The sequence below is a fragment of the Nonlabens sp. SY33080 genome (genome assembly GCF_011784885.1).
In the GTDB taxonomy this organism is placed as follows: Bacteria; Bacteroidota; Bacteroidia; order Flavobacteriales; family Flavobacteriaceae; genus Nonlabens; species Nonlabens tegetincola.
This window is the reverse complement of record NZ_CP050461.1, coordinates 800690-826122: the sequence shown is the minus strand read 5'-3', so window position 1 is coordinate 826122 and position 25433 is coordinate 800690. Positions and strand designations below refer to the sequence as shown.

At 33.4% G+C, this 25433-nt stretch carries 32 protein-coding genes; 8 read left to right on the top strand and 24 right to left on the bottom strand.

From position 1 onward, the window contains the following. Positions 1–103: 103 nt before the first annotated feature. Positions 104–394: a hypothetical protein gene (locus HCN53_RS03765; RefSeq protein ID WP_167342086.1), complete on the top strand. Its 291-nt coding sequence runs from the start codon at positions 104–106 to the stop codon at positions 392–394. A 3-nt stretch (positions 395–397) separates the two neighbouring features. On the opposite strand, the gene HCN53_RS03760 is transcribed toward HCN53_RS03765, so the two are convergent. Next, positions 398–721, bottom strand: coding sequence for a YbaB/EbfC family nucleoid-associated protein (locus tag HCN53_RS03760; RefSeq protein WP_105019119.1), 324 nt, complete (start codon positions 719–721; stop codon positions 398–400). 138 nt (positions 722–859) lie between these two features. On the opposite strand from HCN53_RS03760, the gene HCN53_RS03755 reads away from it, so the two are divergent. The 5 genes from HCN53_RS03755 to HCN53_RS03735 all read left to right on the top strand — a co-directional run bounded on the left by HCN53_RS03755 (position 860) and on the right by HCN53_RS03735 (position 7092). Continuing rightward, the gene (locus HCN53_RS03755; protein WP_167342085.1) at positions 860–2905 is read left to right on the top strand and encodes a S9 family peptidase; all 2046 of its coding nucleotides are present in this window, start codon (positions 860–862) and stop codon (positions 2903–2905) included. A gap of 61 nt (positions 2906–2966) precedes the next feature. Beyond that, complete coding sequence (locus HCN53_RS03750; protein WP_167342084.1) at positions 2967–4007, top strand: PLP-dependent cysteine synthase family protein; 1041 nt, start codon at positions 2967–2969, stop codon at positions 4005–4007. A gap of 198 nt (positions 4008–4205) precedes the next feature. After that, positions 4206–5462 (top strand): aminotransferase class I/II-fold pyridoxal phosphate-dependent enzyme, encoded by a 1257-nt coding sequence (locus HCN53_RS03745; RefSeq protein WP_060522405.1) that lies wholly within the window; start codon positions 4206–4208, stop codon positions 5460–5462. Between the two features lie 111 nt (positions 5463–5573). Next, positions 5574–6278: a hypothetical protein gene (locus HCN53_RS03740; protein ID WP_167342083.1), complete on the top strand. Its 705-nt coding sequence runs from the start codon at positions 5574–5576 to the stop codon at positions 6276–6278. Next, positions 6262–7092, top strand: a complete 831-nt coding sequence (locus HCN53_RS03735; RefSeq protein ID WP_167342082.1) for a porin family protein — start codon at positions 6262–6264, stop codon at positions 7090–7092. The genes HCN53_RS03740 and HCN53_RS03735 overlap by 17 nt, the downstream gene beginning before the upstream one ends. Before the next feature lie 359 nt (positions 7093–7451). Here the strand turns inward: HCN53_RS03735 and HCN53_RS03730 are convergent, their stop codons facing one another. The 7 genes from HCN53_RS03730 to HCN53_RS03700 form a co-directional block, all read right to left on the bottom strand. After that, positions 7452–8075: a hypothetical protein gene (locus tag HCN53_RS03730; protein WP_167342081.1), complete on the bottom strand. Its 624-nt coding sequence runs from the start codon at positions 8073–8075 to the stop codon at positions 7452–7454. A gap of 153 nt (positions 8076–8228) precedes the next feature. Beyond that, positions 8229–8684 (bottom strand): hypothetical protein, encoded by a 456-nt coding sequence (locus HCN53_RS03725; protein ID WP_167342080.1) that lies wholly within the window; start codon positions 8682–8684, stop codon positions 8229–8231. An 11-nt stretch (positions 8685–8695) separates the two neighbouring features. Next, the gene (locus HCN53_RS03720; RefSeq protein ID WP_167342079.1) at positions 8696–9133 is read right to left on the bottom strand and encodes a hypothetical protein; all 438 of its coding nucleotides are present in this window, start codon (positions 9131–9133) and stop codon (positions 8696–8698) included. 295 nt (positions 9134–9428) lie between these two features. Next, a complete protein-coding gene (locus HCN53_RS03715) occupies positions 9429–10061 on the bottom strand; it encodes a hypothetical protein (protein ID WP_167342078.1) in 633 nt (210 codons plus the stop codon). A gap of 201 nt (positions 10062–10262) precedes the next feature. After that, on the bottom strand, positions 10263–10982 hold the full coding sequence (locus tag HCN53_RS03710; protein ID WP_105019113.1) for a hypothetical protein: 720 nt from the start codon (positions 10980–10982) through the stop codon (positions 10263–10265). Between the two features lie 199 nt (positions 10983–11181). Beyond that, positions 11182–11856, bottom strand: a complete 675-nt coding sequence (locus tag HCN53_RS03705) for a hypothetical protein (protein WP_167342077.1) — start codon at positions 11854–11856, stop codon at positions 11182–11184. Positions 11857–12007: 151 nt separating this feature from the next. Beyond that, positions 12008–12439, bottom strand: coding sequence for a hypothetical protein (locus tag HCN53_RS03700; RefSeq protein WP_167342076.1), 432 nt, complete (start codon positions 12437–12439; stop codon positions 12008–12010). A gap of 126 nt (positions 12440–12565) precedes the next feature. Here HCN53_RS03700 and HCN53_RS13110 point away from each other — a divergent pair, with 126 nt between their 5' ends. Then, on the top strand, positions 12566–12700 hold the full coding sequence (locus HCN53_RS13110; protein ID WP_258150524.1) for a hypothetical protein: 135 nt from the start codon (positions 12566–12568) through the stop codon (positions 12698–12700). 25 nt (positions 12701–12725) lie between these two features. Here HCN53_RS13110 and HCN53_RS03695 read toward each other — a convergent pair whose 3' ends face one another. The 16 genes from HCN53_RS03695 to HCN53_RS03620 all read right to left on the bottom strand — a co-directional run bounded on the left by HCN53_RS03695 (position 12726) and on the right by HCN53_RS03620 (position 24617). Further along, positions 12726–13019, bottom strand: a complete 294-nt coding sequence (locus HCN53_RS03695) for a hypothetical protein (RefSeq protein ID WP_105019110.1) — start codon at positions 13017–13019, stop codon at positions 12726–12728. Between the two features lie 21 nt (positions 13020–13040). Continuing rightward, complete coding sequence (locus tag HCN53_RS03690) at positions 13041–13790, bottom strand: acetolactate decarboxylase (protein ID WP_240919388.1); 750 nt, start codon at positions 13788–13790, stop codon at positions 13041–13043. Positions 13791–13927: 137 nt separating this feature from the next. Then, positions 13928–14368 carry a hypothetical protein gene (locus HCN53_RS03685; RefSeq protein WP_167342075.1) on the bottom strand — a complete coding sequence of 147 codons (441 nt, stop codon included), beginning with the start codon at positions 14366–14368 and terminating at the stop codon, positions 13928–13930. 163 nt (positions 14369–14531) lie between these two features. Beyond that, complete coding sequence (locus tag HCN53_RS03680; RefSeq protein ID WP_167342074.1) at positions 14532–14741, bottom strand: hypothetical protein; 210 nt, start codon at positions 14739–14741, stop codon at positions 14532–14534. A gap of 6 nt (positions 14742–14747) precedes the next feature. Continuing rightward, a complete protein-coding gene (locus HCN53_RS03675) occupies positions 14748–15257 on the bottom strand; it encodes a hypothetical protein (RefSeq protein WP_167342073.1) in 510 nt (169 codons plus the stop codon). Between the two features lie 274 nt (positions 15258–15531). Continuing rightward, the gene (locus HCN53_RS03670) at positions 15532–16740 is read right to left on the bottom strand and encodes a GTP-binding protein (protein WP_167342072.1); all 1209 of its coding nucleotides are present in this window, start codon (positions 16738–16740) and stop codon (positions 15532–15534) included. Positions 16741–17151: 411 nt separating this feature from the next. Beyond that, positions 17152–17595 carry a GNAT family N-acetyltransferase gene (locus HCN53_RS03665; protein WP_167342071.1) on the bottom strand — a complete coding sequence of 148 codons (444 nt, stop codon included), beginning with the start codon at positions 17593–17595 and terminating at the stop codon, positions 17152–17154. A 116-nt stretch (positions 17596–17711) separates the two neighbouring features. Continuing rightward, positions 17712–18263 carry a DinB family protein gene (locus HCN53_RS03660; protein ID WP_167342070.1) on the bottom strand — a complete coding sequence of 184 codons (552 nt, stop codon included), beginning with the start codon at positions 18261–18263 and terminating at the stop codon, positions 17712–17714. Between the two features lie 43 nt (positions 18264–18306). Beyond that, positions 18307–19272: a PD40 domain-containing protein gene (locus HCN53_RS03655; protein ID WP_167342069.1), complete on the bottom strand. Its 966-nt coding sequence runs from the start codon at positions 19270–19272 to the stop codon at positions 18307–18309. Positions 19273–19396: 124 nt separating this feature from the next. Continuing rightward, positions 19397–20089 carry a DUF6624 domain-containing protein gene (locus HCN53_RS03650; protein WP_240919387.1) on the bottom strand — a complete coding sequence of 231 codons (693 nt, stop codon included), beginning with the start codon at positions 20087–20089 and terminating at the stop codon, positions 19397–19399. A gap of 234 nt (positions 20090–20323) precedes the next feature. Further along, positions 20324–20776 carry a carboxymuconolactone decarboxylase family protein gene (locus HCN53_RS03645; RefSeq protein WP_167342068.1) on the bottom strand — a complete coding sequence of 151 codons (453 nt, stop codon included), beginning with the start codon at positions 20774–20776 and terminating at the stop codon, positions 20324–20326. Positions 20777–20838: 62 nt separating this feature from the next. Next, a complete protein-coding gene (locus HCN53_RS03640; protein WP_167342067.1) occupies positions 20839–21336 on the bottom strand; it encodes a Crp/Fnr family transcriptional regulator in 498 nt (165 codons plus the stop codon). Between the two features lie 153 nt (positions 21337–21489). After that, positions 21490–22197 carry a hypothetical protein gene (locus tag HCN53_RS03635; protein ID WP_167342066.1) on the bottom strand — a complete coding sequence of 236 codons (708 nt, stop codon included), beginning with the start codon at positions 22195–22197 and terminating at the stop codon, positions 21490–21492. A gap of 219 nt (positions 22198–22416) precedes the next feature. Then, complete coding sequence (locus tag HCN53_RS03630) at positions 22417–22863, bottom strand: hypothetical protein (RefSeq protein WP_167342065.1); 447 nt, start codon at positions 22861–22863, stop codon at positions 22417–22419. Positions 22864–23161: 298 nt separating this feature from the next. Next, the gene (locus HCN53_RS03625; RefSeq protein WP_167342064.1) at positions 23162–23557 is read right to left on the bottom strand and encodes a hypothetical protein; all 396 of its coding nucleotides are present in this window, start codon (positions 23555–23557) and stop codon (positions 23162–23164) included. A 139-nt stretch (positions 23558–23696) separates the two neighbouring features. Continuing rightward, positions 23697–24617: a LysR family transcriptional regulator gene (locus tag HCN53_RS03620; protein WP_167342063.1), complete on the bottom strand. Its 921-nt coding sequence runs from the start codon at positions 24615–24617 to the stop codon at positions 23697–23699. A 92-nt stretch (positions 24618–24709) separates the two neighbouring features. Between HCN53_RS03620 and HCN53_RS03615 the strand changes: the two genes are divergently transcribed. Then, positions 24710–25300 (top strand): NAD(P)H-dependent oxidoreductase, encoded by a 591-nt coding sequence (locus tag HCN53_RS03615; protein WP_167342062.1) that lies wholly within the window; start codon positions 24710–24712, stop codon positions 25298–25300. Positions 25301–25433: the final 133 nt, after the last annotated feature.

The following is a 25433-nucleotide window of genomic DNA, read 5'->3' as shown; positions in this document are numbered from 1 at the left end:
TATTCACTTTCTGAAAAGCTCTTTTTTAAGTTAAAAATGTCTAGAAGAAGTTGAGGTGTAATTAGTTTTTTCTAATTTTAGAACACCTCAAAATTCTAGTCTTATGAAAAATGTTATTGTAGACTACAAAAAGCTCACTCCAGAAATGGTTGCGTTACTCGTAGAAAAGTATCCTGCTGGTTACGGCGATGAAGACATCATAACCTTCAAAAACCATAAAAATGAAACCATTGAAGCGGTTGAAGTATTAACTGAGGATACAAAATACTTGGTTAAAATCTCCAAACGCCTCAGTGCTCAAATGGATGCTTTTGACCTTGACGATTACGATGAAAGAAGTATGGATGACCCAGATGCTCTACCTGAAATGGATGCGCAAGGAAAAAAGGTTTGATCGTTACTTAAACATATCCATACCTGGAATGTTAGGCATTCCATCTTTTGCAGCTGCCGCTACTTCTTGGTCATAAATACCTTCAGCTTTGCTTAATGCCTTATTAAGAGTTAAAATTAAATAGTCTTCTAACTGTTCTTGGTCCTCTAGCAATTCTGGATTGATAGAGATGTTTTTAATTTTTCTACTAGCTGTAACCGTAACATTTAATAGATTGTCGCTGGACTTCTCATCTATTAATACAGTATCCATACGTTGTTTAGTAGCTTCTACTTTTTCTTGGGCTTCTTTGATTTTTCCCATCATTCCCATCATATCTCCAAACATAGATCTAAATTTTATTTGCAAAAATAGACATTTATAACCTTACAGTCATGATTTGAAATGCTTATTGAATAGTGAGTTAACGATGACAATTGCTTGGTAATATCTGTGTATCTTGCGCCGGTTAAAAAAAGAGCATACATGAAGTTACCTGTGGCAAAAAAAATACCGCACGTTCACGAAAAACACGGACATCAAAGAATCGACCACTACAACTGGATGAGAGAAAGAGACGCACCAGAGGTTCTTTCGTATCTGGAACAAGAGAATGATTATTACGATGCCATGACAGCTCATACCGATGATCTTAAAGAATCTCTTTTTCAAGAAATAAAAGGTAGACTTAAAGAAGATGATGAATCGGTTCCTTATCTATTTAACGGATATTGGTATTATACCAAAATGGAAGTAGGTGAGAGCTACCCATATTATTACAGGCGTAATGACGCCACTCAAAAAGAAGAGCTGCTATTTAATGTAAATGAAATGGCTCAAGGTCACGACTTTTACAAGTTTACCGGGATGAATATCTCGCCTGATAATAAATTGGCCGCTTTTGGAATTGATACAAAGGGTAGAAGAGAATATACTCTTATGGTAAAAAACCTTGAAACAGGTGAGTTACTGGATGTAGCTGTTCCTCTAACCACCGGTGGTTCCACTTGGGCAGCAGACAACAATACTCTCTTTTTTACAAGAAAAGATCCAGAAACTCTAAGAGCAAATCGCATTTTTAAATATAAATTGACCAACCCTGATAATGATGGTGAATTGGTTTTTGAAGAAGAAGATGAGATTTACAACTGCTTTGTGTATAAAACACTGTCGCAGGAGTTTATAATGATTAAATCCTCTTCTACCTTGTCTGATGAGGTACGTTTTATAAAATCTAATCAACCAGACGCTGATTTTCAATTATTTCAAGAAAGAGAAAAGGAATTAGAATACAGTGTAGCACATTACAAGGATCATTTTTTCATCATGACTAATAAAGATGGAGCTACCAATTTTAAAATAATGCAAACGCCCTTGCACCTTACCGAAAAGGAAAATTGGGAAGACTTAATAGCACATGATAACGATGTTCTTCTAGAGGATTTTAATCTATTTGAAAAGTTCCTTGTAGTTTCAGATCGCTTTAATGGACTTAATAGGATTAGGATTAAGGCATGGGATGGCACGTCCGATTACTTTCTGCCTTTCGATAATGAAACGTATACGGCATATACTGGTGCCAATCTACAGTTTGATACAACAAAATTACGCTATGTCTACAACTCATTAACAACTCCAGCAAGCGTTATAGAGTTTGATATGGAAACCAGAGAGAAAAAGGTACTTAAAACACAACCTGTAGAGGACGCAGATTTTGATCCTAGTAATTACACGTCACAGCGAGTTTGGGCTACTGCACCTGACGGCACCAAAGTACCAATAAGCTTGGTTTACAAGACTAGTATGAAAAAGGAAACCGGTAATCCGCTACTTCTATATGGTTATGGTAGTTATGGAGCAACTATAGATCCTTACTTTTCAATAGCTAGACTCAGCTTACTTAATAGAGGCTTTATATACGCTATCGCCCACATACGCGGTGGTGAGTATTTGGGAAGAACTTGGTATGAAGACGGTAAAATGTTTAAAAAGCGCAACACGTTTACAGATTTTATTGCATGTAGTGAACATCTCATTAAAGAAGGCTATACTTCCAATGAACAATTGTATGCTAGCGGTGGTAGTGCTGGTGGACTACTTATGGGAGCGGTTATAAACATGGCACCACAACTATACAACGGTATATTAAGTGCTGTACCATTTGTCGATGTCGTTAGTACCATGCTTGATGACACTATTCCATTAACAACAGGTGAATATGACGAATGGGGTAATCCCAACCATAAAGACAGTTATGAATACATGCTCAGTTACAGTCCTTACGATCAAATAAAGGAGCAGGATTATCCTAATATTCTCGTTACAACGGGTTATCACGACTCACAAGTTCAATACTGGGAACCAGCAAAATGGGTAGCCCGCTTACGCGAAAGCAAAACAAACGACAAACTTCTCTTGTTCAAAACCGACATGAAAAGCGGTCACAGCGGTGCATCTGGTAGGTATGATGCACTCAAAGAAGTAGCGCTTGAGTATGCTTTTCTTCTTGATTTAGAAGGAATTACAGACTGATAATTTTTGTGTAACTTTGCCACGTTTGTGCCAAAAAATGGACACACAGTAAACCCTATATATGAACCAAGATATACAAGCCTACGATAATGTGTTGCAACTCATAGGAGAAACACCACTTATTAAGCTTTCAGAAAAAGTAGCCCCATATTCAGGTAATTTTTATGCAAAAGTAGAGGCTTTCAATCCAGGACACTCTTCAAAAGATAGAATTGCTTTACATATCATAGAAGAAGCAGAGCGAAAAGGAATCTTAAAACCAGGCGATACAATTATAGAAACTACAAGTGGTAACACGGGTTTCAGTATTGCTATGGTAAGTCGTATAAAAGGGTATGACTGTATTCTGGCTGTAAGTTCAAAATCAAGTGCCGATAAGATTGACATGCTTAAATCTATGGGTGCCAAAGTTTATGTATGTCCAGCACATGTAAGTGCCGATGATGAACGCAGTTATTATCAAGTAGCAAAGCGTTTACACGAGGAAATTAAAGACAGCATCTACATTAATCAATACTTCAATGAACTTAATATAGACGCTCACTACAACAGCACAGGTCCTGAAATTTGGAAACAAACAGCAGGTAAAATCACACACCTTGTAGCTTGTAGTGGTACAGGAGGAACTATATCAGGAACAGCTCGATTTTTAAAAGAACAAAATCCAGATGTTCAAATTTTGGGAGTTGATGCGTATGGTAGTGTTCTTAAAAAGTACCACGAGACTCAAGAGTTTGATAAAAACGAGATTTACCCATACCGAATAGAAGGACTCGGTAAAAACTTAATCCCTACAGCAACAGATTTTGATGCTATAGACAGCTTTACCAAAGTAAAAGATGAAGACGCTGCTCACATGGCTCGTTTTATATCGCAGCATGAAGGATTATTTGTAGGTTATACTAGTGGTGCAGCCATGCAAGCTACAAAGCAATTAGCTGCTCAAGGAGTTTTTGATAAGGATGCAGTTGTTGTAGTTATTTTTCCAGATCATGGATCTCGTTATATGAGTAAAATATACAACGATAAGTGGATGGAAGAGCAAGGTTTCTTTGATTCGGTATCAACAGCTACTCAGCAACACATTGAGTACGTTAAATAAGTAGTTACCTTACCTTAAATTACTTGTATTTTCTTAGAGTATCAAATATGATTTTTTGATACCTACATTTTTATTCTTAAAAGTTACTGGATATCCGACTGTTATCAACAATTATTGATAATTTAACGTCGCTGTAAGTGCGCAATATCCGTTAAGTTTTGCAGTATATCGTATATTTGCCGATTAGAAATCGGTTTTATGAAGGATTTATTTGAGAAAATTTACAAGGATAAAGGACCACTAGGAAAATGGGCAAGTGTAGCCGAAGGTTACTTTGTGTTTCCTAAATTAGAAGGACCTATTGCAAATCGCATGCAGTTTAATGGTAGAGAAGTTATTACATGGAGTGTAAACGACTACCTAGGTCTTGCCAATCATCCTGATGTAAGAAAAGTAGATGCAGAAGCTGCCGCAGAATACGGTAGTGCCTATCCTATGGGTGCTCGTATGATGAGTGGTCATACTGATTTACACGAACAACTTCAAAACGAGCTAGCAGAATTTGTTAATAAAGAAGCTGCATATTTATTGAACTTTGGGTATCAAGGTATGGTTTCTACAGTTGATGCGCTTGTTTCTAAAGATGACGTAATCGTTTATGATGTAGATGCTCATGCATGTATTATCGATGGTGTGAGATTGCACCACGGTAAACGTTTTACTTATAAGCACAATGACATTGAATCTATTGAAAAGAATTTACAACGAGCTACCAAAATCGCTGAACAAACTGGCGGTGGTATACTTGTAATTTCAGAAGGTGTTTTTGGAATGCGTGGTGAGCAAGGTAAATTGAAAGAAATTGTTGCACTTAAAGAAAAATACAACTTCAGACTCTTTGTAGATGATGCACATGGATTTGGAACTCTTGGTGCCACAGGTGCTGGAGCTGGTGAAGAACAAGGAGTACAAGATCAAATCGATGTTTACTTTGCGACCTTTGCAAAATCAATGGCTAGTACTGGTGCTTTTATAGCGGCAGATCAAGAAATTATTGATTACTTAAAATACAATTTAAGATCGCAAATGTTTGCCAAATCTCTGCAAATGCAATTAGTTAAAGGAGCATTGAAGCGATTAGATATGCTGCGTTCTATGCCTGAACTTAAAAACAAGCTTTGGGAAAATGTAAATGCTCTTCAAGGTGGTCTTAAAGAAAGAGGTTTTGATATAGGAACTACACAATCTTGTGTAACACCTGTATACCTTAAAGGAAGTATACCAGAAGCAATGGCTCTCGTTAAAGATCTTAGAGAAAACTTTGGTATTTTCTGTTCAATTGTAGTTTATCCAGTTATTCCTAAAGGATTAATCCTATTAAGATTGATTCCTACAGCTTCACATACCATGGATGATATCAATGAGACATTAGACGCATTCTCTGCTATTCGTGACCGTTTAGAAGGTGGTGTTTATAAAAGATTAAGCGCAAGCGTTGCAAAAGCAATGGCTTAATTCTTACATTTTATATATAAAAAACCCGATGTTACAACATCGGGTTTTTTGTTTTACTCGCCTATCACGCAACCTTTTTGATTATTTTACATCTCAAGTAAAACCGACTGTATGAAAAATCTTTTCCTTTGTAGTTTTTTAATGATGATAGTAGCGTGTACACCTCGTTTAGAAAACGATACGCGATTATATTTAGAAGCTACTATTATTGAACCTGATGGTTCCAGAGCAACCGATGTAGAAGTGGTACTGTCCAATTATCGTATCATAAACAGATTGTTTTCTAGAGACAACGCAAAGTTTTCTGAGCCAGATCGTGATTTCATTTTAGGAAGAGCTTTTACAGACGATGAGGGAAAAATTCAAATGACAGCCTTGTCAGCAACTAATTCTCTTTTTTATCTAACCGTATATAGAGATGACCAACCTTTACAAGATTATCGCATTAATAAAAAATCATTTACAAATTTAGAATTACTTATTCCTGAAGTTCCTATTAAGGAAGAACTCGATGTGATTTTAGTTTTTCAAAGTTCTACAGGAGTGAATAACGATCTTGACATACAAATTATAGCAGAATCGATGGACTGTCCGTTACTTTATGAAAATAGAACTTTTCAATTACCCAATTCTATAGAGAACTTTGAGTGTAATCCTCAATTTATAGGAGTTCCAGCTTCTGAGAATCCACAACAAGCTCCTGTAACCACACTAGCTCCATCACAAATGGAAGTAAGCATTTTTAATGGTACCAGTACCACAACAAGCACTATTCAAATTGATGCAAATACACAAACCTATGTTATCAATTACTAGAAGTTTTTTTATCACTTGTTTGTTAGTTCTAGGAATTTTTAATCAATCCACAGCTCAGGAACAAGATAATGATCCTGTATTAAATGATTCCACCAGCGAGGATGAAGGTCGCAGAATATTTGCATTTGACTGGTACTTACAACAGCCCATTCCTACAGGTGATTCCTTTGTTGGGTCCAATTTTATAGGTAGGCTGGGATTCGGAACAGGATTACAGTTTTATCCGTATAAAAACGTGTATCTAGGCGGAGCCTTGAACTTTGATTACTTCAAAAACGATAACCCTTTAGACACAGGAACTTATGACAGGTCGCATCGTTTTAATGCCTATTTTTTTGCCGGTTATGAGTTTGTTCTTCACAACAAGTTTAGAGTTGGAGTAGATGTAGGTTATGGTTACACCCAATTTAGAAATCGACAATCTCCCGAACAAGGTAATGGAGTTTTTAGAGACTCAGGCTCCTTACTCAAATTTCGTTCGGCGCTAGAGTATCATTTTGCAGACTCGTTTTCTATGGTACTTTCACCTAGTTTTGAGCAAGGTTTTTATGATATAAAAGCTTCACCTAATCTCATTGAAAATTTTGAAACTGCTAGCTTTTTCACTTTATCGCTAGGAGTGAGGTATCATGTTGACAATTTATCCAATGCTCAAAAAAGCCGCCAAATTATAACCGAGGATCAGGAACTTAAAGACTTATTAAGTCGGGACCATGATGACTTATCTATTAGTGAAAAACGTCGTAAATATTTCTTACTAAAAAAACAGAAACGAATTAATAGAAGAAATGCTAGACGATCCAATTTGCCCTAATTGAATAAGAGGTTTTAAATTAGATTTATAGCAGTTATGCGATAGGTAAGTGTTGATCACGCTTTCGCGAAAGCGTAAACAGAAAAACACCCAATTACTATACAGTGCATCAAGAGACCATTTTAACAAGCCAAAAAGATCTGAAAACCTAGTCATCATCCCACAACCGTCAGTCTCAAAAAAAGGTGCCGGAAATTAGCTATTATGTTGATGTGTAATGAACTGCCATAACAAGCATATTCAATAGTGAAATCAGGATGATATTGTGAATGGATTTTCAAAACTTCCAACCATTAAAAAAGCGCTAGAATGAGTTGCTTTTTTTACCTTCTTCTTTGTTGAAATCTGGCTTATTGCTTTTACCATACCTTCCACCATTTTGATTTTTGGACTTTTACTTTTTCAATATTTGAATTCTTAATTGGTACTGATTTATGCATTAATTCTCTCCCTTTTTTTAAAATAAAGGTTTTTAAATCAAGTTCATAGTCAGTTTTATCATATTTTTCTCCTCTATCATTATAATTCCTATCGTAAAGTTGTCCCTTTAAAATTCCATTCTCGATTCGATTATTTCTTATTCCGTCCCAGTTATGAGTGTCAATGCGCCTAATATCGTTAGGATCTTTAATTATGACTATAGAATTTGGACATAAAAATAAAATTAGACCATCATTATATTTTAATCTTTCTGATACATAATCAATTTCGTTGATCGGATTAATAGTTTCCACATCAACTATGTAATTAGTTTTTAACTCGTTTGTTGTTGATATTAAAAAATATCTGTTATCCTTTAAATTGATTATTTCAATCTCTTTTTCGATTTCTCCCTGAAATCCGTAAACCCATTTTTCTCCGTTCTTTTTTGTGAATTCAATTGGAATGCAGTATTCTGATAAACATCCATTAATAGCTAAGTATCCATCCATATACGCTGGTGGATATTTTAGAATATTATATGGATTTTGATTTTCAGTCAAGGTTGTTCAGCTTACACATAAAGATTAAGGTTTAAATGGTTGCTCGGTTTAGAACGAAACTCACCAAGTAAACACCAAACTGAAAATTCGCGAGGATTTTCAGAAGTAGTCAAGAATGAGCAATAAATCATATGTGGATTTATAACCCGTTTTTTACTCGATAAATTTTTTAATAACTTGTATTAAATTCGGTTTAAATACTTGAAATTTATCTTCGTAAACAGATTCCAAGTATTCTTTACCTATATATTCTTTTCCGTTTTTGTCAGTTAATATTGTCTTGCAATATAAATACCTATATCCAGTTTTACCCATTTTGATTTTCAAGATTCCGCTCCGAATAAAATCCGATTCGAAATTTTGACTTTTCAATGTTTTCCAAACTGTCTCTTTAAGTCTTGGTAATTGTCTGAGAATTGGTTTTATTTCAAGTACATTTGGTTCAACAGTATTATTCCAAAAGTCAAGCGTTAATTCATTCACATTCTTTTCAGATGCAGAATTGAAAATCCAATCAGCCATATATCCTTTACTATAATAAAAAGTTGTGCTGAAAAACTGTTGAGTTATGGTATTCGGTAATCCATTAAGTCTGTTTACTTTTGGCAATATTAGTTTCTTTATTCGTTTAGCTTTTTAACAATCTTTTCAGTTAGACTGTCAATCCTTTTATCAAGAAAAATAATTGTTGGTCCATATACATTGTTTATCGCAAGCAGTCCATAATTCTGATTAAATAAAATCGGTCCAGTTGCGTCATCTGCATAATCTATTGTATCATAAAATTCAAACCTCAAATTCTGAAGTTTGTTATTTGTGAAAGGTTTTCTATCAGTTTTTACAAACTTGTCAAATCCGAAAAGTAGAGTATCAGTGTCTCTTATTTTGCTTATTTCTATTGTTTTTGTCGTGTCAATTTGATTTACATATTTAAAATATAGTATGTTATCTGTTTTGTTGAAAGTCAAATTAAACTTTTCACTTTTCTCTTCTGCTCCAAAGAATATTGTTGCATGTATTTCAGAGCTCCATTCTAAATTTTCGTCAGAACATCCCAAGCATAGAGCGAATATTAATATGTACGTTAATAGGTTTCTCAAAATGTGTTACGACACGGAAAGCTTATGGCCAGTTCACTCAGTTCTATAGTGTACGGCAGTCGTTGGTTTGATTAGTGATTGGTTTTCTCAAAGATACCCAAATTATAAATAAAACAGAAGGAGAGAGGACTGAGAAAATGAGCCTATTGAATAATGAAATCAGGATTATTTTGTGATTCAAATTATGCTAGAAACTAGTCGTAAAAACACTTGGTTTTTAGCTTAGTTCATTGTTGGCAGTAGTTTTTTATCCTTAATTGTTCCAATAATCACCATTTTTAATTTTTTCAGAAGCTGTTTTGATGAATTGATTATATTTTCCAATTGGTTCAAATTCCAACAACTCTGGATTTTCAGCCAACCATTTTTCGATAATTCCTGAAGTCCAAATTTCAGGCAACTTTTCATTATCTAGATAATTTGACATAAAAGCAAATTCATTTACCATAGTCAGTTTATCAAAATCATATTCCGTTTTATCTGCTGGGAAATGTTCAATGATATATGACTGATGACAACATTGTAAATGTTCTGCATAAAGTTTGGTGAAAATTAGAGTCAAATATTTTTCATGAGCACTTTTGTCGATAGTTCTCAATTCTCTAAATCCTTTAATGATGTTTTCGGGAATTGAGTCCAAAGCAGATGTGCCTTTTGGTGTGAAATTCAGAGCAAATTCAGAAACATATTTCTCATAATTTCGAGTTTCCGATTCCGATTGAGTTTTCAATTCAGAAACATATTTCTCATAATTTCGAGTTTCCGATTCCGATTGAGTTTTCAATTCAGATTCAGAGTGGATTCTGTTTTCAGTTTTTTCTTGTTTCTGATTACAGTTAAACAGCAAAAATAAAATCGGTAGAAAAAGGACTTTGTTTAAATTCACAATGTTTCTCTTAAATTCACCACAACACGCACAGGTTATGGCGAGTTCACACAGCATTTTTGGCCTTTTAAAGTGTACGGTAGCTGTTGGTTTGGTTAGTATTTAGTTTTCTCAAATATACTTAATTAGAAAAAAACATAGTAGAAATTTTCGGATGAGCAAAAACCGAGCAATTGCGTATAGCTCTTGTTACCTGCTTGCTTATTCGCTATGAAATTTCACTACTGTCTGATAATCATCATGTGAACCAAAATGGCCGATGCAATAACTTACAATAGCATCCATTTCATACAAATTTTCTACAATAGATTCTTGCTCTTTACTTAGGTTTCCAAGTTTTAATAGCCCAATTATTCCTAAGGTTCTCAGTTCTGGTGCAAATGATGTAAGAAACTCGTTCAATTTGTTTACGTTTTTTCGTTTTACGTACTTAAGCATTTTCTTCGTTTCCTTTGATTTGTTTTGCTCTTTTATTCCACAATCAATGGCAACTTTGTACTCCTTTATCATTTGTTTTTCGAGGTCTAGTAGTGTGAAATTTGAGTCGTACATTTTGTTATGTGCTTCAATAAATTTCAGGATTTCTTCGTCTGAGTGATATAGTTGTTCGGTGCGGATATTTTTTTCTCTTTTTACCTCTGAAACCCAACCAAACTTAACGATTTCATTTTCACTAAGTATATTGATTACTAAGTTATTTGTAAGATAAAATCTATTTTGATAAAAATTTAGACCAATTTCTCTTTTAAATTTTCGATACGAGTAGATTTCCGTTGAGTGCGAATTTGGTTTGTCGAGAAGACTGTCTATTTCAGTTATTCGTTTATGATTAGAAATTGTCTCTACAATTTTTGGAAAAATGTCTTGTGATTGCACTACGGCTGATGATAGAAATAATAATATGATTAAAATTTTTTGCATGTCTGTTCTCAGCTTGCAGGTAACACGCTCAGATTATGGCGAGTTCACGCAGAAAGAGTTGTATTCTAAAGTGTAGGGTAGTCGTTGGTTTGGTTAGTGTTTTGTTTTTTGAAAGATACCAAAACCACAGAAAATTTCGCAGGCATTTTCGGATGAGCAATGCCTAAGCTATTGCAAATAGGTCGTGTTCTAGATCATATTATCTTTCAGCTAAATAAACTTTTTCATCGATGAAAATCTTGATCAGAGTATCCTTGTCTCGTTCTATGTTCGCGACAATGACTGGTTGCGTAGCGTAAACTATTCCACAATAGGGAGCTCTAACTGTTTCGCCACCCCATATTATGGGTTCTAACTTAATTTCAATGTTCTGGTTTTTATATTTTTGAAAATCAAATATCATTGTTCGCGCATCTATTTGACTAGATATCTCCACTTCGCTAATTTTATCTAAATTTTCGAGAATTACCTCACCATCAAAATTTGGTTTCATTTTTTTGATAATTTTTTTCGAAGCATCTTTCAAAACAATTTCAGCAAGCCAAGCTGGGTTATCATCAATTGCTGAGATAATAGTCATTTTTTGACGATCTGGGATTTCTGATTGGGATTTAATCGTGATATTTTTCGTAGATGTGATTATTGGAAGCGATGATTCCTTATCAAAAATTAATGTAAGTGTGCTGTCATTTAATTGGTAAATACCTTTGTGCTTCACGACCTCATTGCCATTACTTTCAATAATTCTAAATTTCGAGTCTGTGAGTATTATTTTCGATGCTAAGGCATTATTTTTAGAATAATACATCTTTGTAGCACAGCTAGAAAGTACAATCCCTATAAATACTAAGTAATAAATCGTTCTTGTGGTCATATGATGCACAACGGTCTAGTGTAACCGTCAGTTACGGGTTTAAAGTTAATGATTTCCGGTTTAGCACAGTTGTTAGCAATTCCTAGTGGATTCGGACGCAGTCTGAATCTGCTGTAATAGTGATTATATATTGTGGTAAAACGTTTTTTTCTTACATCTTAATATTCCTGTCGAGCCAATTCTTTGCAAAAAGCTTTTTATCATCAGCCAAAAATTCTTTTAGGGATACTTTTTCAAAATATGTACAACCAGAACAAACAGAAACTAATTCATCAGAATTTTTTATTTCAGAAATCAAATTCAATTCAGTTTCATTTAGTTTGTATTTTTTGACCTCGGTTAGTCTTTCAAGTATTATAACCGACATATATTTTTCCGCGTTATTTTTAGATTTCAGTCGTTTAGAAATCCACTTGTAATTTTGGTTATATAGTTTTTGAGTATACTTTTCTACCGTTTTTGAAGGTTGACCAGCAAAGTAACAAGCAAATCCAACCATTTCATTTCTATCCACATTTTCTTGAGCGTTCATAACGCTAAAAATTCCTATTAAAAATGTAATTATTATAATTTTAGCTCGCATTTTTCTCAATTGTTTTTACAACACGCACAGGTTATAGCGAGTTTACTCAGAATACTTCGCCTTCTATATAGTGCGGTAGTCGTTGGTTTGGTTAGTGTTTTGTTTTCTCAAATATACCCAAACGGTGTGAAAAAGAATTGTATTTTACCTCAGTTCTTCTTAATTGTATGTATGCAGTACGCTTTCGCGAAAGCGGAATATCAACCTAAATCTCTAATTTCAATAAGTATCCAAGAATACATTTTTATGTCATTTACATAGAAGTATGAAATTGCAGCAAACAATTTTACAGAATGGATATGATAAGTAATATTACACTGATACAAAGTATAAAACAAAGAATAGTAATGAACCTGATTCTTCTATTTTCCTTTATCATTTTATTCTTAATATCAGATTTGATTAAATTTAATTCGGCATCAGAGATATTGGGTGATTGTTGTTTGTACTTACCTGTATCCTTACCACGACCACCAATTCGATTTTTTAATCTGGCTTTGGACTTTTTTGAAGAAAGTAACTGTTTGTTGTTTTTTAATTTTCTATTTAAATCTATTAAGTGTCCAAGTCCTAATGCCATTTTTTCTAATGCTTTAATAGGCTATTTACTAGGTAAAAATAATTTCATGTCCTTAATTTCTACCTCGTCAAGATGTCCCATTTGAAGCTCATCCTGCGTTATTAAATGCATGTGTACAAAGCTATCGTGATGTGTAAAAATTCCCTTGTGCTCGGTAGAGTAGAAGCCTACAATCCCAACAGCCTCATCGTGTAATTTATAATTTACTTGACCTTGGTGTGCTTCCTGCGGTGATGAAACTACAGCACCATCAGGTAGGTTTTGAATATGAATGTGAGCGCTTGCAACATGACCAGCGAGCTTAAAAGCAAGTGGTTTTTTCATGTCCTTGACCTGGTTACTGATGAACGTTTCTAATTGTTTAATGTTCTTTAGACTAGCAGGAACGTCCACTTGTTGCCATTCTTTTACATGGGTATAAACAAAAAAGGGCGCACCGACTTTATAAGTTTTGGTCACTTTCATAGCGGAATCTGTCACCACGGTAGACACGTAACTACTACCATCGTTGATGAGTAATTCACCTTGTAGGTAACTCACGGGACCAATCCCATAAAGTCCTTTTTTATTGGAAATACTATCTAACTGTATGTTACTGCCCAGTTCACCTTTCCACATGACATTTCTCATGGCACTCACCACTTCAACGTCGGCATAGGTTTTTTCTTCCTCAGTGGTTTTTTTCTTCTCGGCTGAATGACAACCTAAAAGTAGGCTGGCTAGCACAGCAATTGCAGTATATGGTAATTTCATAGGATTTGTGATGGTCATACTTTTAGTAAAACTAAGATACAGCAATCTAATCAAACCGTTTTTCTGCCTGCAAGGACTACATTATAATAAGGGTTATTGGTTTTTACGCTTTCGCGAAAGCGTAATCCTTATAGAGTAAGTTTGTACCTATCATTTTAGGTACTGTTTTTTGTGTAGCCGTTACTCTTGAGTTTCATTTTTAATACTTTAATAGTTTTCAAAATTTCGGTTCTATTTTTTGCATCCTTTATCCACTTAGGTAGTTGGCTTATGACACTTCTATTAATATTTGGCTTTCGTTCTCTTAATTCTGCACGAACATAATCTTCTAAAAATTTTAAGTGATTAAGGTTCTGAGCCCACAATACATTTTTACAACACGAGGCTTGTAGATAGTCTTTTAATTCAATTGACGAAATTGGGAACGATTGATATAGCATCGTTTGATTCTTAAGTTCCTTATTAAATCCACAATGAATACAAACAATTCTAGGAGGAATGTAGTCTATGGGTTTCTTACAATTTGGACATTCTATCGTACGGAATTTTCCAAATTCAGTTAACAATTTTCCATTATCGTTAAATCGCTCATTCATTTGAAGATGAATTACCTAGAACTATTCTATTTAGTCTAGTTAATCGGTTGGTTTAGTGTTTAAACTATAAAAATAATATATAATAACAGGTTGAAAAATCGTGAGTATCTTCAGAAATAGGATAGAACAAGCAATCACTAATTGCCCTTGTTTTTAAAAGTATTTATTTTACGTTTTTATTTATTTCAAACATTTTTTTATAAATAGCATTCAGATTTATTGTTCCTTGCAAACCATAATCTTGAATTTCCTTGACTTCCCCATTTTCGTAAGTGACTTTTAATATTCCGTTAAGGATTAAAGATAATAATTTTCGAGTAGCACTGACGTTAGCAATTCCAAGTTGATTGGCAGTTAGTAGTACATTTGGCAATACGGATTATATAGATTTATAGGTTGTTTTAATTTCATTCTTAAACTTCCATTCTAAATATGTTCTGATACCGAAGAAGAAAGGAAAACGTGCTTTAGATCCGCCTGAATAAATGATATTATAAGAAATTCCATTACTTCTAGGTACTACTTCAAAACGTAAAAGAGAGATCAATTTTTTGTCTTTCTTCCAATCTCGTATTAAATATCCGTTTTCTCCACCAGTGTAGGACCATTCAAGTTTGTCCAAACTATTTTTCACAATTTCAATATTTTTTCTTTTAGAAAATTGATTTTTAAGCGTTTTAAAATTTCTTTCTGTAAGAAGTTTATATAGAAATAATAATGTTAGAAAAGAATATAACGTAAGAATAACTAGGGCTAAAATTGGTAATTCAGAGATTTTATGATTTCTAAAAAGTATATTAATTAAAAATGATACTGGAGCAACAGATATCAATAAAAACCCCATAATACTTAAGAACCAATAATCGTTATTTACTTTTATTTTCTTCAAATGGATTAGTTATTAATTACCTACAAAAGCCTTTGAGAATGACAAGTTCAAACAAAATGCGTGGCCTACCATAAAGTAAAGAAGTTATTGGTGTGGTTAGTTTTTTGTTTTTCAAATATACCCAAATCGTAAAAGAAATAGCACGAATGAAAACTCCAAAAACTAGCCTTCTTGGTTATTATATCAGATTGCTCTATGATTTGCTTTATACTAGAAATTAATTGAAAAAAATGCTCTTAGGTTATCTCTTTATTGATTAAGGTATTCAAGTCGATTAATAAGCTCTTTGTACAGGCCAGTTATCTTCATATCCAATTAACCATTTTCCAGTAGCTAACTCTTCTTCTGTGGCAAGACAATCATTTAATTGCGATTTTATAAGGCTTTCATCCATATCCTGACCTATGAAGACAATTTCATTCTTCCTATCTCCATATGTACTATCCCAATCCTTTTCTATTTCTTGTTGATTATTAATAAAAACTGAATTATTAAACCTCTCACCAAAAGACATACTAGCCCACCAAACTCCAGCACTGTCTGTTCTTAAAGAGCCACCTGCTTGTCCCCAAACAAGTGCTTGTTTAGGACGTGAGGCTATCCAAAATAAACCTTTACTTCTAATAATATTCATCGGGAATTTGTTTTGTATAAAGTCTCTAAACCTTATAGGATCAAAAGGCTTTTTAGAACGATAAACAAATGAGCCAATACCATATTCTTCAGTTTCTGGAGTATGTTCATCTTTGTTAAGCTCTTCTATCCATCCAGCACTTTGCTCTGCTTTTGCAAAATCAAACAAATTAGTATTCAATATCTCTTTTGGATTTATCCGGCTAAATGAGGACTCAAGAATCTTTGCAGATGGATTCAATTTTCTAATAGCAGCTTTTAATACTCCAAGATGATCGGCGGTAACCAAATCGGTTTTGTTTAGCACGATAACATTGGCAAATTCGATTTGGTCTGTTAGTAAGTTTACAATGGTTCTAAAGTCATTCTCAATATCGGTAAGTTCTCGATCTATTAATGTTTCTGGACTTCCAAAATCTTTGAAAAAATTAAAAGCATCTACAACTGTGACCATGGTGTCTATATAACTAAATCGAGATAAATCGATACCGCTTTCTTCATCTATAAAAGAAAAGGTTTGTGCTACAGGAACCGGTTCACTTATACCTGTACTTTCTATAAGTAAATAATCAAATCTATTTTCTTTTGCCAATCTTTCTACCTCTACCATTAAATCCTCACGTAGAGTACAACAAATACAACCGTTGCTCATTTCAACGAGTTTTTCCTCTGTACGGGAAAGGGTGTTTTCGCTTTTTACCAAATCAGCATCCACATTTACTTCGCTCATATCGTTTACAATTACGGCTACCTTTAACCCTTCCTTGTTATGCAAAATATGATTAAGTAAAGTTGTCTTTCCTGCACCTAAAAATCCGCTCAAAACGGTTACTGGCAATTTCTTATGCATACCTATTTGTATTAAAAATTTTTAGCAAAAATAGTTCAAAATGATACTAATGCAACTTTGTTGCGTTTGTGTTTCTGTAAGAACTTACTTTATTGTGATAGTGAAAAATTTGTAATGGCTACTATCACATTAGTAAAATTGAGTTCATGCAGAAATTATAGGCCTTTACAATGCATTGTAGTCCATGAATTAATTGCTATTTTATTTATTCTTAAACATGCGCAAATCAATACCGATAAAGTAGGAGTAAGGAGTAAGAAAACAAACCCTTTTTATAGTAACATCAGGATTACCTGATGATCTATGTTCTACAGGTTTAATTAAATAGAAAGTGCTAAATAGCTACGTTTTTTATCTCAGTTCTTTGTGGTGTGAAAGTGTTCATTTTTCTAATAAAAGAACTTTTTAATCTTACTTATAAACATTTGGATCGTGTTTCTCCATGTAAAATTCTGGATTTGGAATTTCTGTAAATCCGAATTTCTTGTATAACCATTCAGCCGTATTAGTGAGTAGAATCCAGCGTCTTAACCCTTGTAGGTTGGGATGATTCATAATTTCTTCCATGAGCCACTTGCTCAAACCATTACCGCGATATTCATTTAAAACATAGACGTCACCTAGGTAAGCAATAGTAGAGAAGTCTGAAATTACCCTAGCAAAACCAATTTGTTGACCTTGATCATATACACCAAAACACAAAGAATTCTCAATCGACTTCTTTACAGTGTCTATAGGAATACCAAGTGCCCAATCGGTTTCTTTAGAAAGAAATTCGTGAATACTTATTAGATCCAATTTGCTTTTATCTGTCGAGATAGTAAAATTATCTTTATGAGCTTCTCTATGGGTCATGATTGGTTGTAATTAAGAAGGTCGCATAAGGTTTCAACAACAAATTTATAGCAATAAGAAATGATTTGAGTAATTAGATAATCATTATAATCCTTGCAGCACCTAAAACAAATACACTATTGATAAAGAACATATCTAGGCGGTTTTAAACCATTTAAACGCAAGTGGACAAGCATTTGACCTCTATGATGGGTAATATGATCGGTAAGTAATAATAAAATTTGTCTTTTAGTTCTATTGGCACCAAAATAATCCAGTCGCTCGCTTAATTTATTCGTATCAAAACTCTTGATAAACGTTATAGTAAGATTAAAGGTTTCTTTGATTTTGGCAATCATCTCCGCTTTACTTTTTTTATCCACTTTTAGTTCTGTATCGGTGTTCCAATCTCTAGCAGGTCTTCCGCCCATTAAGGATTGACTGTGCCAATCCATGGCCCAACCTATATGCATTAAGTTTTCGGCAAAACTGAGAGATTCTTCAGTAGGGCGATAGGAATATTGCTCTTCGGGCATGGTTTCTGCCACCAGAATCAAATATTCTTTAGATCGTTCCAGCCGTTCAATATATTCATTGATAAAGTCATCTTCTTGCGCTATGGCAGGTTGCACAGCAAAAAGCAAAGCAACTAATAGAGTGAAATAAAAAAAGTACGAGGTATTTTTCATGGAACTAAGTTATTTTTTTCAGAAGAACATTTAGGTTTTTTAATTACTGTTCAAATAGGTTTTCTAGGTGGAGAGATTCTGTTTCGATAAAATAAATACTCCATTCACCGTATTCATAATTACCTAAATTTTCCGCACGGCTAAAAAAGAAATACTTGCCGTCTCTAGAAAATCGAGGACTGCTTTCCTCATCCTTTGTGTTGATAAGGCTCCCTATAGGTTTGGCCTTGCTCCAACCGTCAACTGTTTTTTTTGAAATGAATACATCTTCACCACCGGTTCCTCCTGGAGCATCGTAAGAGTTAAAGACAAGATACTCACCATTTGGAGAAAGTACAGCAGAATAAATCCAGGTTTTATCATCTTCAAAAATGCCATTAATCACTTCGGGTTGTGAAAATGTTTCTCCATCATAAGTAGTTGTATACAGTTTTACACTTTGTGTACCGCGCATCATCGTGGTGTAATAGTACCTGTAATTGTCGTTGGTAAAAAAGAAATTATTGTTGGATGACGGCCATTCTTCCTCTTTAATTTGAACTTCATTAATAGGTTCTGGTAAAGGTTTTGGATCGCTCCATCCATCTTTAGTTTTTTCCATCATCCAGATATTCATATCAAAATTCCCTTGATTGGGTTTATCAGGAATCGGTCGTTCTGATCCAAAGAAAAAATACTTGCCATCAGGAGAAATAAAGGCCGTTTCGTCACGGTCTGTCGAGAATTCGGCTAGGGTAGGAGTTGACCAGGATTCATATAAAAATCGAGTGACATAGATCTTTTGTTTTTCTCCTGGAGCTCTTCTAGAAAAGTAGGCTGTAAGCCCATCTGGAGTAAAAGTTATATCAAACTCGCTATTGTCACTAGTTGAAATTACTCCTTTGGCAAAAGGAGTAGGCGTGGTGATAGGTTGCGAGGCATAGGCTATTTGGGATGTTTTTTCCTTACTGTCACAGCCTATCAAACCGAGGACTATAGCAACTGCTAGGGTTACAATAAAATACTTCAAACTCTTTTAATTTTTTGATTGATTGACAGCATGCACGACTAACCAGTCGTTAAGCATGAGTCATAATCTTTTAAAGATAGATAAAAAAGAGTTTATGAAAGGTAATCAGTTGTTGTAAAATATGTTACAGTTCATTTACTTCATTTAAGGTGTACAATTGGAACTCTACATCCATACTTTTTAGGTATTCTTCAAGGCTTTGGTCAAATCCAACTTCTTTTCTCCTTAAATTAACCGAATCTGCATTTTTAACAGGCCACAAGAAATAGATCCATGCCCCTTGTTTATTGGCTTTTCCTTTGATTTGTGTTCCATAAATCTGTTCTTGACCTTGCTCCATCAGGTTCCTATCTTCCATCATTGCTAGGGATGTTTGAGCGATGTCACCAGCCGCTGCAGCCTCTCTAATCAATGGTAAATAGGTGCCTATTTGTTTGGAATGTTGTATGACGTAAAAAGCCGCTTTGTTTGCAGGTTCTCCTACTAGGGATTTACCAGGATAACCATATTTTTCAATGATTTTTTCGATATTAGCAAGATTAATACTGTCAATTTGTTGCATGAGTTCAAATCGTTTATTTCCTTCAATATCCGATTCATTGATTTGCATTTGTACTAGTAATTCTGCTTTTCTTTCATCACTTACATTTCCATTTACAAGTTCCCTTATTCCTTGATCTTTGATTAAAATGGTTTCCAGTTCATTTTTCAAATCCATATTCCTTTCCACGTGATCGGAGTGATCCTTAACATCTTGTTTTTTACAACTTATAAAGCTTATCGTTAACACGATAATTACCATTTTATGAATATTCATTTTCATATTGTTATAAGGTTACAAGTAGGCTTAAGCATTAAATTGTGGTTAAAGATACCATGTTTTAAGTAACAGGAATAGGAAAACCTATGCCTATAGATACTTGCTCATTAAACGTATGACACTAATTATACACTAGGATGGTGGTGTTTACGCTTTCGCGAAAGCGTAATCCATAAAGGTCTATTTTGATCAAGTAGGATCTATCTGAAAAATGTTTAAATACCTCTGTTTTTAATGATTCACTTTGTACTTACCAGCCTCGATTTGAAATGTTTTCATTAATCTAGTCCATGTATTGATTTGAGCAATCGCTAAAGTTAAAGTGATGATCTCATCATTGATGAAAAAACTACTTAAATCATTGTATTGAGCATTTGAAATAGGTTTACCATTAAGTGTAGTGAGTACTTCTGTAAAACGCAATACCGCTCTTTCCTTATCGGTAAAAAAGTTTGTTTCTTCCCAAACCACGAGCGTAGACAAACGTAAATCGGTTTCTCCCAGGTTCTTCAATTCTTTGTAATGCATATCAACACAGTAGGCACATCCATTAATTTGTGCTACCCTTAGGCGCATTAATTCTAATAATGTTATATCTAGGTTTGAGTTATTGATATAGTTTTCTAAACCTATTAGTTTTTCCAATACGTTATTAGGGATTTCTTTAAATGATATTCGTTCCATGTTTTATTTGTTTTATTCGGAACAAATGTATTTTTCAGAAATACGAAATAAGTTAAGATATCTTAATAAACAAGTTTTGCTCTTATCGTGCTTAAATGTTGAGGTGTGATTTCTAAATAGGAAGCGATCATGTATTGTGGTACGCGCTGTGCGAAGTCAGGTAGAGCTGAAATGAATTTTTCATACCTGCTTTTACTGTCCAATTTAAGATAGAACTCGCTGCGCCTTTGAATGGCGATAAGCCAATTTTCGGTTATTTTTCTGAATGCTCGTTCAAGATTGGGAATTTTCTCGAATACGTGTTCTAGATCAGATTTTCTTATTAGTAATACAGTGGTATTTTCCAATGCTTGTATGTAACTCTCAGATGGTGTTTCACTTTTATAACTATGCCAATTGGTATGCCACCAATTCTCCATAGCAAATTGAGTTATTTTTTCATTTCCATTACTGTCAATGTAAAAGGTTCTAGTTAAACCGTTTAAAATAAAGTACTGATATCTACAAATATTGCCTGATGCTAGAAGGAATTCAGATTTTTTTGTTTTACGAATTTCCATTAATCTGAAAATAAGATCAACTTCTTCCTTAGCTATATAGGCATATCGATTTAAATACTTGGATAATTATTCTTTTTCGGTCAGCATTTTTAATTATTAATAGCTTAACTGGGTTATGTGCAAATATATTTTCATAAACTAACTATCTTATTATCATTTTATATAAGGTTTACCTATATCAAAAGTAGCTAATCTGTGTTCTATAAGGGATCTTCGTGCCAATTGATGAAAGTCTACAGTATGTTGAAAAATGTCAGGATGTAATTGAAAACGATAATTATGAAGCTTTTGTTCTTGATTCAAAAAATACCAATATTTAATAGCATGGATAAGTCCATTAGTTGTTTTCATAATCCAATGTTCTATAGCTTCTTGCTTTTCTGAACCAGTAATTTCATTTTTTTCTAAATCGATAATATCCATATATTCTCTTTTTGATTCAGAATAAGGAGATCGATATATTTTCCAATCAAATTTTGCAAGTTTAGTATCTATTTTAAAATCCCTTTCAATGTCATGATAATTGGAACCATCAACTTCAAGACCTATTTTTAAATCTGGATTGGCAAAATCAATAAAGAAATTTTTGACAGGATATTGTGGATATAATGGAACATTTATATAAGATATATCTTCCCAAGTCCTTTTTTCTAAATAAGAAAAACTAGAGTACCAATTAAATGGATATTTTCCGTAAAAAGCGAGTCTATTTTGAGAAAAATATTCTGTTCTTTTTGATTTCGATATTTTATAATATTCTCCATAAATAAGCCATTTGTCTTTAATACTTCTAGCATTATTGTAAGCTTGTTTTAATTTTTCAATTTGGTAATAATATTCAAAAACCTTTGATAAATTCATTTGATGACATTTAAAATTCATCATCAAAAATGAAGAGAGAACATTATAAAATTGTCTTCATATTATGGTTTTATTTTAAGTTTATTTTTGTTATGAAACTATTACGCCATGAACAGAAAAATCTAAAGAATTGATATCATGCTGAAAAAACGAGTAATTGAATATGTAATGAAAATTGAATAAGACAATTTTCTCTTTAGATTTTTGCTCTAATCGTTTTTATTTTTTCATTTTAAAATTTAGACTCTCTTTTTTAAAATGATATCCGATTTCTTCAAAACTTCTCTCTTCAATTATTTTCTTTTCTTTATTTGATAAAACAAAGCTCATTTTTGTTATCCAAGTATTTGAAACATTTGAGAAGTCAGGTTCGATTATTTTTTCGTCTGAGTCTAATTCAATTTCATATTCTTTTGTAAGCAGTAATAGTTTAGAGCCGCGTGAAGTTTTTAAAGATTTACGAGAGAGTATGGTACAATTCATAAACAAAAAACCATTTAAATTTTGAAAACTGATCCAAAGTTGACCTTGTTTGGATTCTGCTATTTTTTTACCCGTAATGTTTTTAATTTTCCCTTCGGTATAGGTATCAACGTGTAACCTTTCCATAGCTCTAATATTTCCAAGAGCAGCTAAAATTTGATCTTTTTTTCTTAAAAAACTCATGAACTGTAATTTTCAAGTAGGTTTTAAATGACCGAAAAACATACATGCATGGTTTGTTTATTTAGAAACATGTTATTCCAGAGTGCAAGTTGGTCTTTGGTGTGGCTAATGCTTATCCTTTCAAATATACCCAAATCATCAGGAATCTAGCTTTGTTTTTTGATGAGTCTACCTAGATTGCTTATTTATAACAACTGATAATACTTAGATACTTTATTCTTTAAATAAACTTTTGAATGTGCTGTCCACGGAATAAATGCAACCAGAATTATCTAGTCTCAGCAATTGAGGATTTTCATCAAATGGTAAAAACGGAATTTTTAGAAGTTAAGTTTTGTAAAATACTTGCATCTGTTAATGTGTCTTTTTCCAAATAAAGAAATACTTTACAAGCTCCACAAGTGTTACATAAATCCCTAAAACTCATTAATTCTACCTGACTAAAATCAGTAATACTAGTATGCATGGGTTGAAAAACGACAGTTGCAATTTTAGTAAGTTTATTATTGGTCGTCACTTGGGCAATACTCTTTTTTAATTCAGTTCTTGCATGATCAAAATTAGCAACCAACAGCCTATCATTTGAGTATTTTAATTGTGGATAAGAAGTAATGGATTTTAAAGTTCGAATATTTCTAATTTCAATCTTATCCAGGTATAATTTGACATAAAGAATGTCCTTAGGAAAAAACATATTGAGTTAGTAGTATTTGTGGTTACAACATAATTTATAATTTGAAGGAAGATTTAATAGGGTAGAACATAATAGTGCTCATTTAACTCTATAAAAATGGTTTATAGTCTGCATTACCCAAATTTTGACAAACTTCTGATTATACACCAAGCACCGAAGTATTCTTCATTTTTCTTATAAAGATATCTTTGATACAGTTGATTTCTTTCTTAAATTTTAAATCTTCTCTAGTAGCGAAATATAAGGTATTTGAAACGGCTTTTTTACCGCGCCAGACAAGTTTTACTTTATTACTTTCAATCGATGATTTGACCAAAAAATCGGGAACAATGGCAAATCCGTTGTTATTTTCAATACATCTTATGATAGAACCAATATTCGGTAAAATATAATTAGGTTTAAAATCTACTCGCTTCTTAAAACTCTCGTACCAAAAGCGTCTGAAATGTTCCATTTCATTGGAAGCACTGTACCATACTCTTGTTTTTAATTCGGATTCTAAAAGATCGAAATTCTGTTCCTCGATTAATGCTGTAATCTGTTTGACATCTGTATCGCTACCAGCAACCATAACAATATGTTCTTGCGCAAACGCCTCGTACTGTGTAAGCGTGTACTTATCATGTTTACGAGGTGTGATAACTAGATCAAGCAAACCTTTATTCAAATCTTTCATTAGGTCTTGATGTTCTCCAAATTTTGCCACTAGATTAAAGGGTAAAGTAGGCACTTCATTTTCAAGAATAGTTTGGAACGTTTCTGTACACATGCCTATATTAATAGAAGGAATAACATCTTTTGAAGTTCTTTTAAAGTGCTGTTCGGCGCGTTCTAATTTTTTAATAGGTTCAATGATATTGCTGTACAAGAGCTTGCCGTCTTCAGTAGGAATCATTTTCCTAGATGTACGTTCAAATAGTTTTTTACCAATGTAGGACTCGAGCGCATTTAAATGAACACTTACTCCTGGTTGTGAGGTATATAAATATTCGGCTGCCTTAGTCAAGGTATGTTTTTCATAAATCGCTATGAAAGTCCTATACCATTCTAAATTCATCATGTATTAAAATATTTATACAAATGTATAATTTATATTATTTTTATAATACATGTACTGCCTGTAGTTTTGTCTAAAATTTGAATTTAGAAACAATGAAAAATATCTTTATTATCAATGGTGGTCATGCTTTTGCACATTCACCTGGCCGATTCAATAGAACCTTACTAGAAACTACAGTTTCCTATTTACAGTCTACTGGTAATTATGCAATCAAAACCACTCAAGTAGGCGATAGTTATGAGTTACAAGAAGAAGTGGAGAAATTCGTTTGGGCCGATGTTATCATTTATCACACGCCTATTTGGTGGTTTCAACTACCTTTTGGTTTTAAGGAATACCTGGATAAAGTTTTTACAGCCGGCCACCAAAAAGGAATCTATAAAAGTGATGGTAGGAGCAGGAGCAATCCTGCAATAAACTATGGTACAGGTGGTAGTTTGCATGGTAAAAAGTACCTACTTACCACCAGTTGGAATGCACCGCAAGAGGCCTTTACTCTTAAAAATGAGTTTTTCAATCAAACCAGCGTCGATGACGGTCCTTTGTTCGGTTTTCACAAAATGAATCAATTCATCGGTCTTAGTTTACTAGGCACTACTCATTTTCATGATATTGAAAAAAATGCCGATGTTGAAAAGGAGCGAACTAAATACCAACATTTTTTGGACCAACATTTTAACTAGATAAAGTCTGAGTATTACCAAAAAGGGTCTTGAATTAGTACGCTTTCGCGAAAGCGTACTCAACAACCCAACAATTTTTAACTTAATGATTATCTAGATTGTTTTGCGGGATCCTGTAATTCTTGCAGATATA

What these genes read in the sequence shown, in the direction of transcription:
- HCN53_RS03765 (WP_167342086.1), top strand. Translation starts at nt 104, where the DNA reads ATGAAAAATGTTATTGTAGACTACAAAAAGCTCACTCCAGAAATGGTT.
- HCN53_RS03760 (WP_105019119.1), bottom strand. Translation starts at nt 721, where the DNA reads ATGTTTGGAGATATGATGGGAATGATGGGAAAAATCAAAGAAGCCCAA.
- HCN53_RS03755 (WP_167342085.1), top strand. Translation starts at nt 860, where the DNA reads ATGAAGTTACCTGTGGCAAAAAAAATACCGCACGTTCACGAAAAACAC.
- HCN53_RS03750 (WP_167342084.1), top strand. Translation starts at nt 2,967, where the DNA reads ATGAACCAAGATATACAAGCCTACGATAATGTGTTGCAACTCATAGGA.
- HCN53_RS03745 (WP_060522405.1), top strand. Translation starts at nt 4,206, where the DNA reads ATGAAGGATTTATTTGAGAAAATTTACAAGGATAAAGGACCACTAGGA.
- HCN53_RS03740 (WP_167342083.1), top strand. Translation starts at nt 5,574, where the DNA reads ATGAAAAATCTTTTCCTTTGTAGTTTTTTAATGATGATAGTAGCGTGT.
- HCN53_RS03735 (WP_167342082.1), top strand. Translation starts at nt 6,262, where the DNA reads ATGTTATCAATTACTAGAAGTTTTTTTATCACTTGTTTGTTAGTTCTA.
- HCN53_RS03710 (WP_105019113.1), bottom strand. Translation starts at nt 10,982, where the DNA reads ATGCAAAAAATTTTAATCATATTATTATTTCTATCATCAGCCGTAGTG.
- HCN53_RS03705 (WP_167342077.1), bottom strand. Translation starts at nt 11,856, where the DNA reads ATGACCACAAGAACGATTTATTACTTAGTATTTATAGGGATTGTACTT.
- HCN53_RS03700 (WP_167342076.1), bottom strand. Translation starts at nt 12,439, where the DNA reads ATGCGAGCTAAAATTATAATAATTACATTTTTAATAGGAATTTTTAGC.
- HCN53_RS03695 (WP_105019110.1), bottom strand. Translation starts at nt 13,019, where the DNA reads ATGGCATTAGGACTTGGACACTTAATAGATTTAAATAGAAAATTAAAA.
- HCN53_RS03690 (WP_240919388.1), bottom strand. Translation starts at nt 13,790, where the DNA reads ATGACCATCACAAATCCTATGAAATTACCATATACTGCAATTGCTGTG.
- HCN53_RS03685 (WP_167342075.1), bottom strand. Translation starts at nt 14,368, where the DNA reads ATGAATGAGCGATTTAACGATAATGGAAAATTGTTAACTGAATTTGGA.
- HCN53_RS03670 (WP_167342072.1), bottom strand. Translation starts at nt 16,740, where the DNA reads ATGCATAAGAAATTGCCAGTAACCGTTTTGAGCGGATTTTTAGGTGCA.
- HCN53_RS03665 (WP_167342071.1), bottom strand. Translation starts at nt 17,595, where the DNA reads ATGACCCATAGAGAAGCTCATAAAGATAATTTTACTATCTCGACAGAT.
- HCN53_RS03660 (WP_167342070.1), bottom strand. Translation starts at nt 18,263, where the DNA reads ATGAAAAATACCTCGTACTTTTTTTATTTCACTCTATTAGTTGCTTTG.
- HCN53_RS03650 (WP_240919387.1), bottom strand. Translation starts at nt 20,089, where the DNA reads ATGAATATTCATAAAATGGTAATTATCGTGTTAACGATAAGCTTTATA.
- HCN53_RS03645 (WP_167342068.1), bottom strand. Translation starts at nt 20,776, where the DNA reads ATGGAACGAATATCATTTAAAGAAATCCCTAATAACGTATTGGAAAAA.
- HCN53_RS03640 (WP_167342067.1), bottom strand. Translation starts at nt 21,336, where the DNA reads ATGGAAATTCGTAAAACAAAAAAATCTGAATTCCTTCTAGCATCAGGC.
- HCN53_RS03635 (WP_167342066.1), bottom strand. Translation starts at nt 22,197, where the DNA reads ATGAATTTATCAAAGGTTTTTGAATATTATTACCAAATTGAAAAATTA.
- HCN53_RS03630 (WP_167342065.1), bottom strand. Translation starts at nt 22,863, where the DNA reads ATGAGTTTTTTAAGAAAAAAAGATCAAATTTTAGCTGCTCTTGGAAAT.
- HCN53_RS03625 (WP_167342064.1), bottom strand. Translation starts at nt 23,557, where the DNA reads ATGTTTTTTCCTAAGGACATTCTTTATGTCAAATTATACCTGGATAAG.
- HCN53_RS03620 (WP_167342063.1), bottom strand. Translation starts at nt 24,617, where the DNA reads ATGATGAATTTAGAATGGTATAGGACTTTCATAGCGATTTATGAAAAA.
- HCN53_RS03615 (WP_167342062.1), top strand. Translation starts at nt 24,710, where the DNA reads ATGAAAAATATCTTTATTATCAATGGTGGTCATGCTTTTGCACATTCA.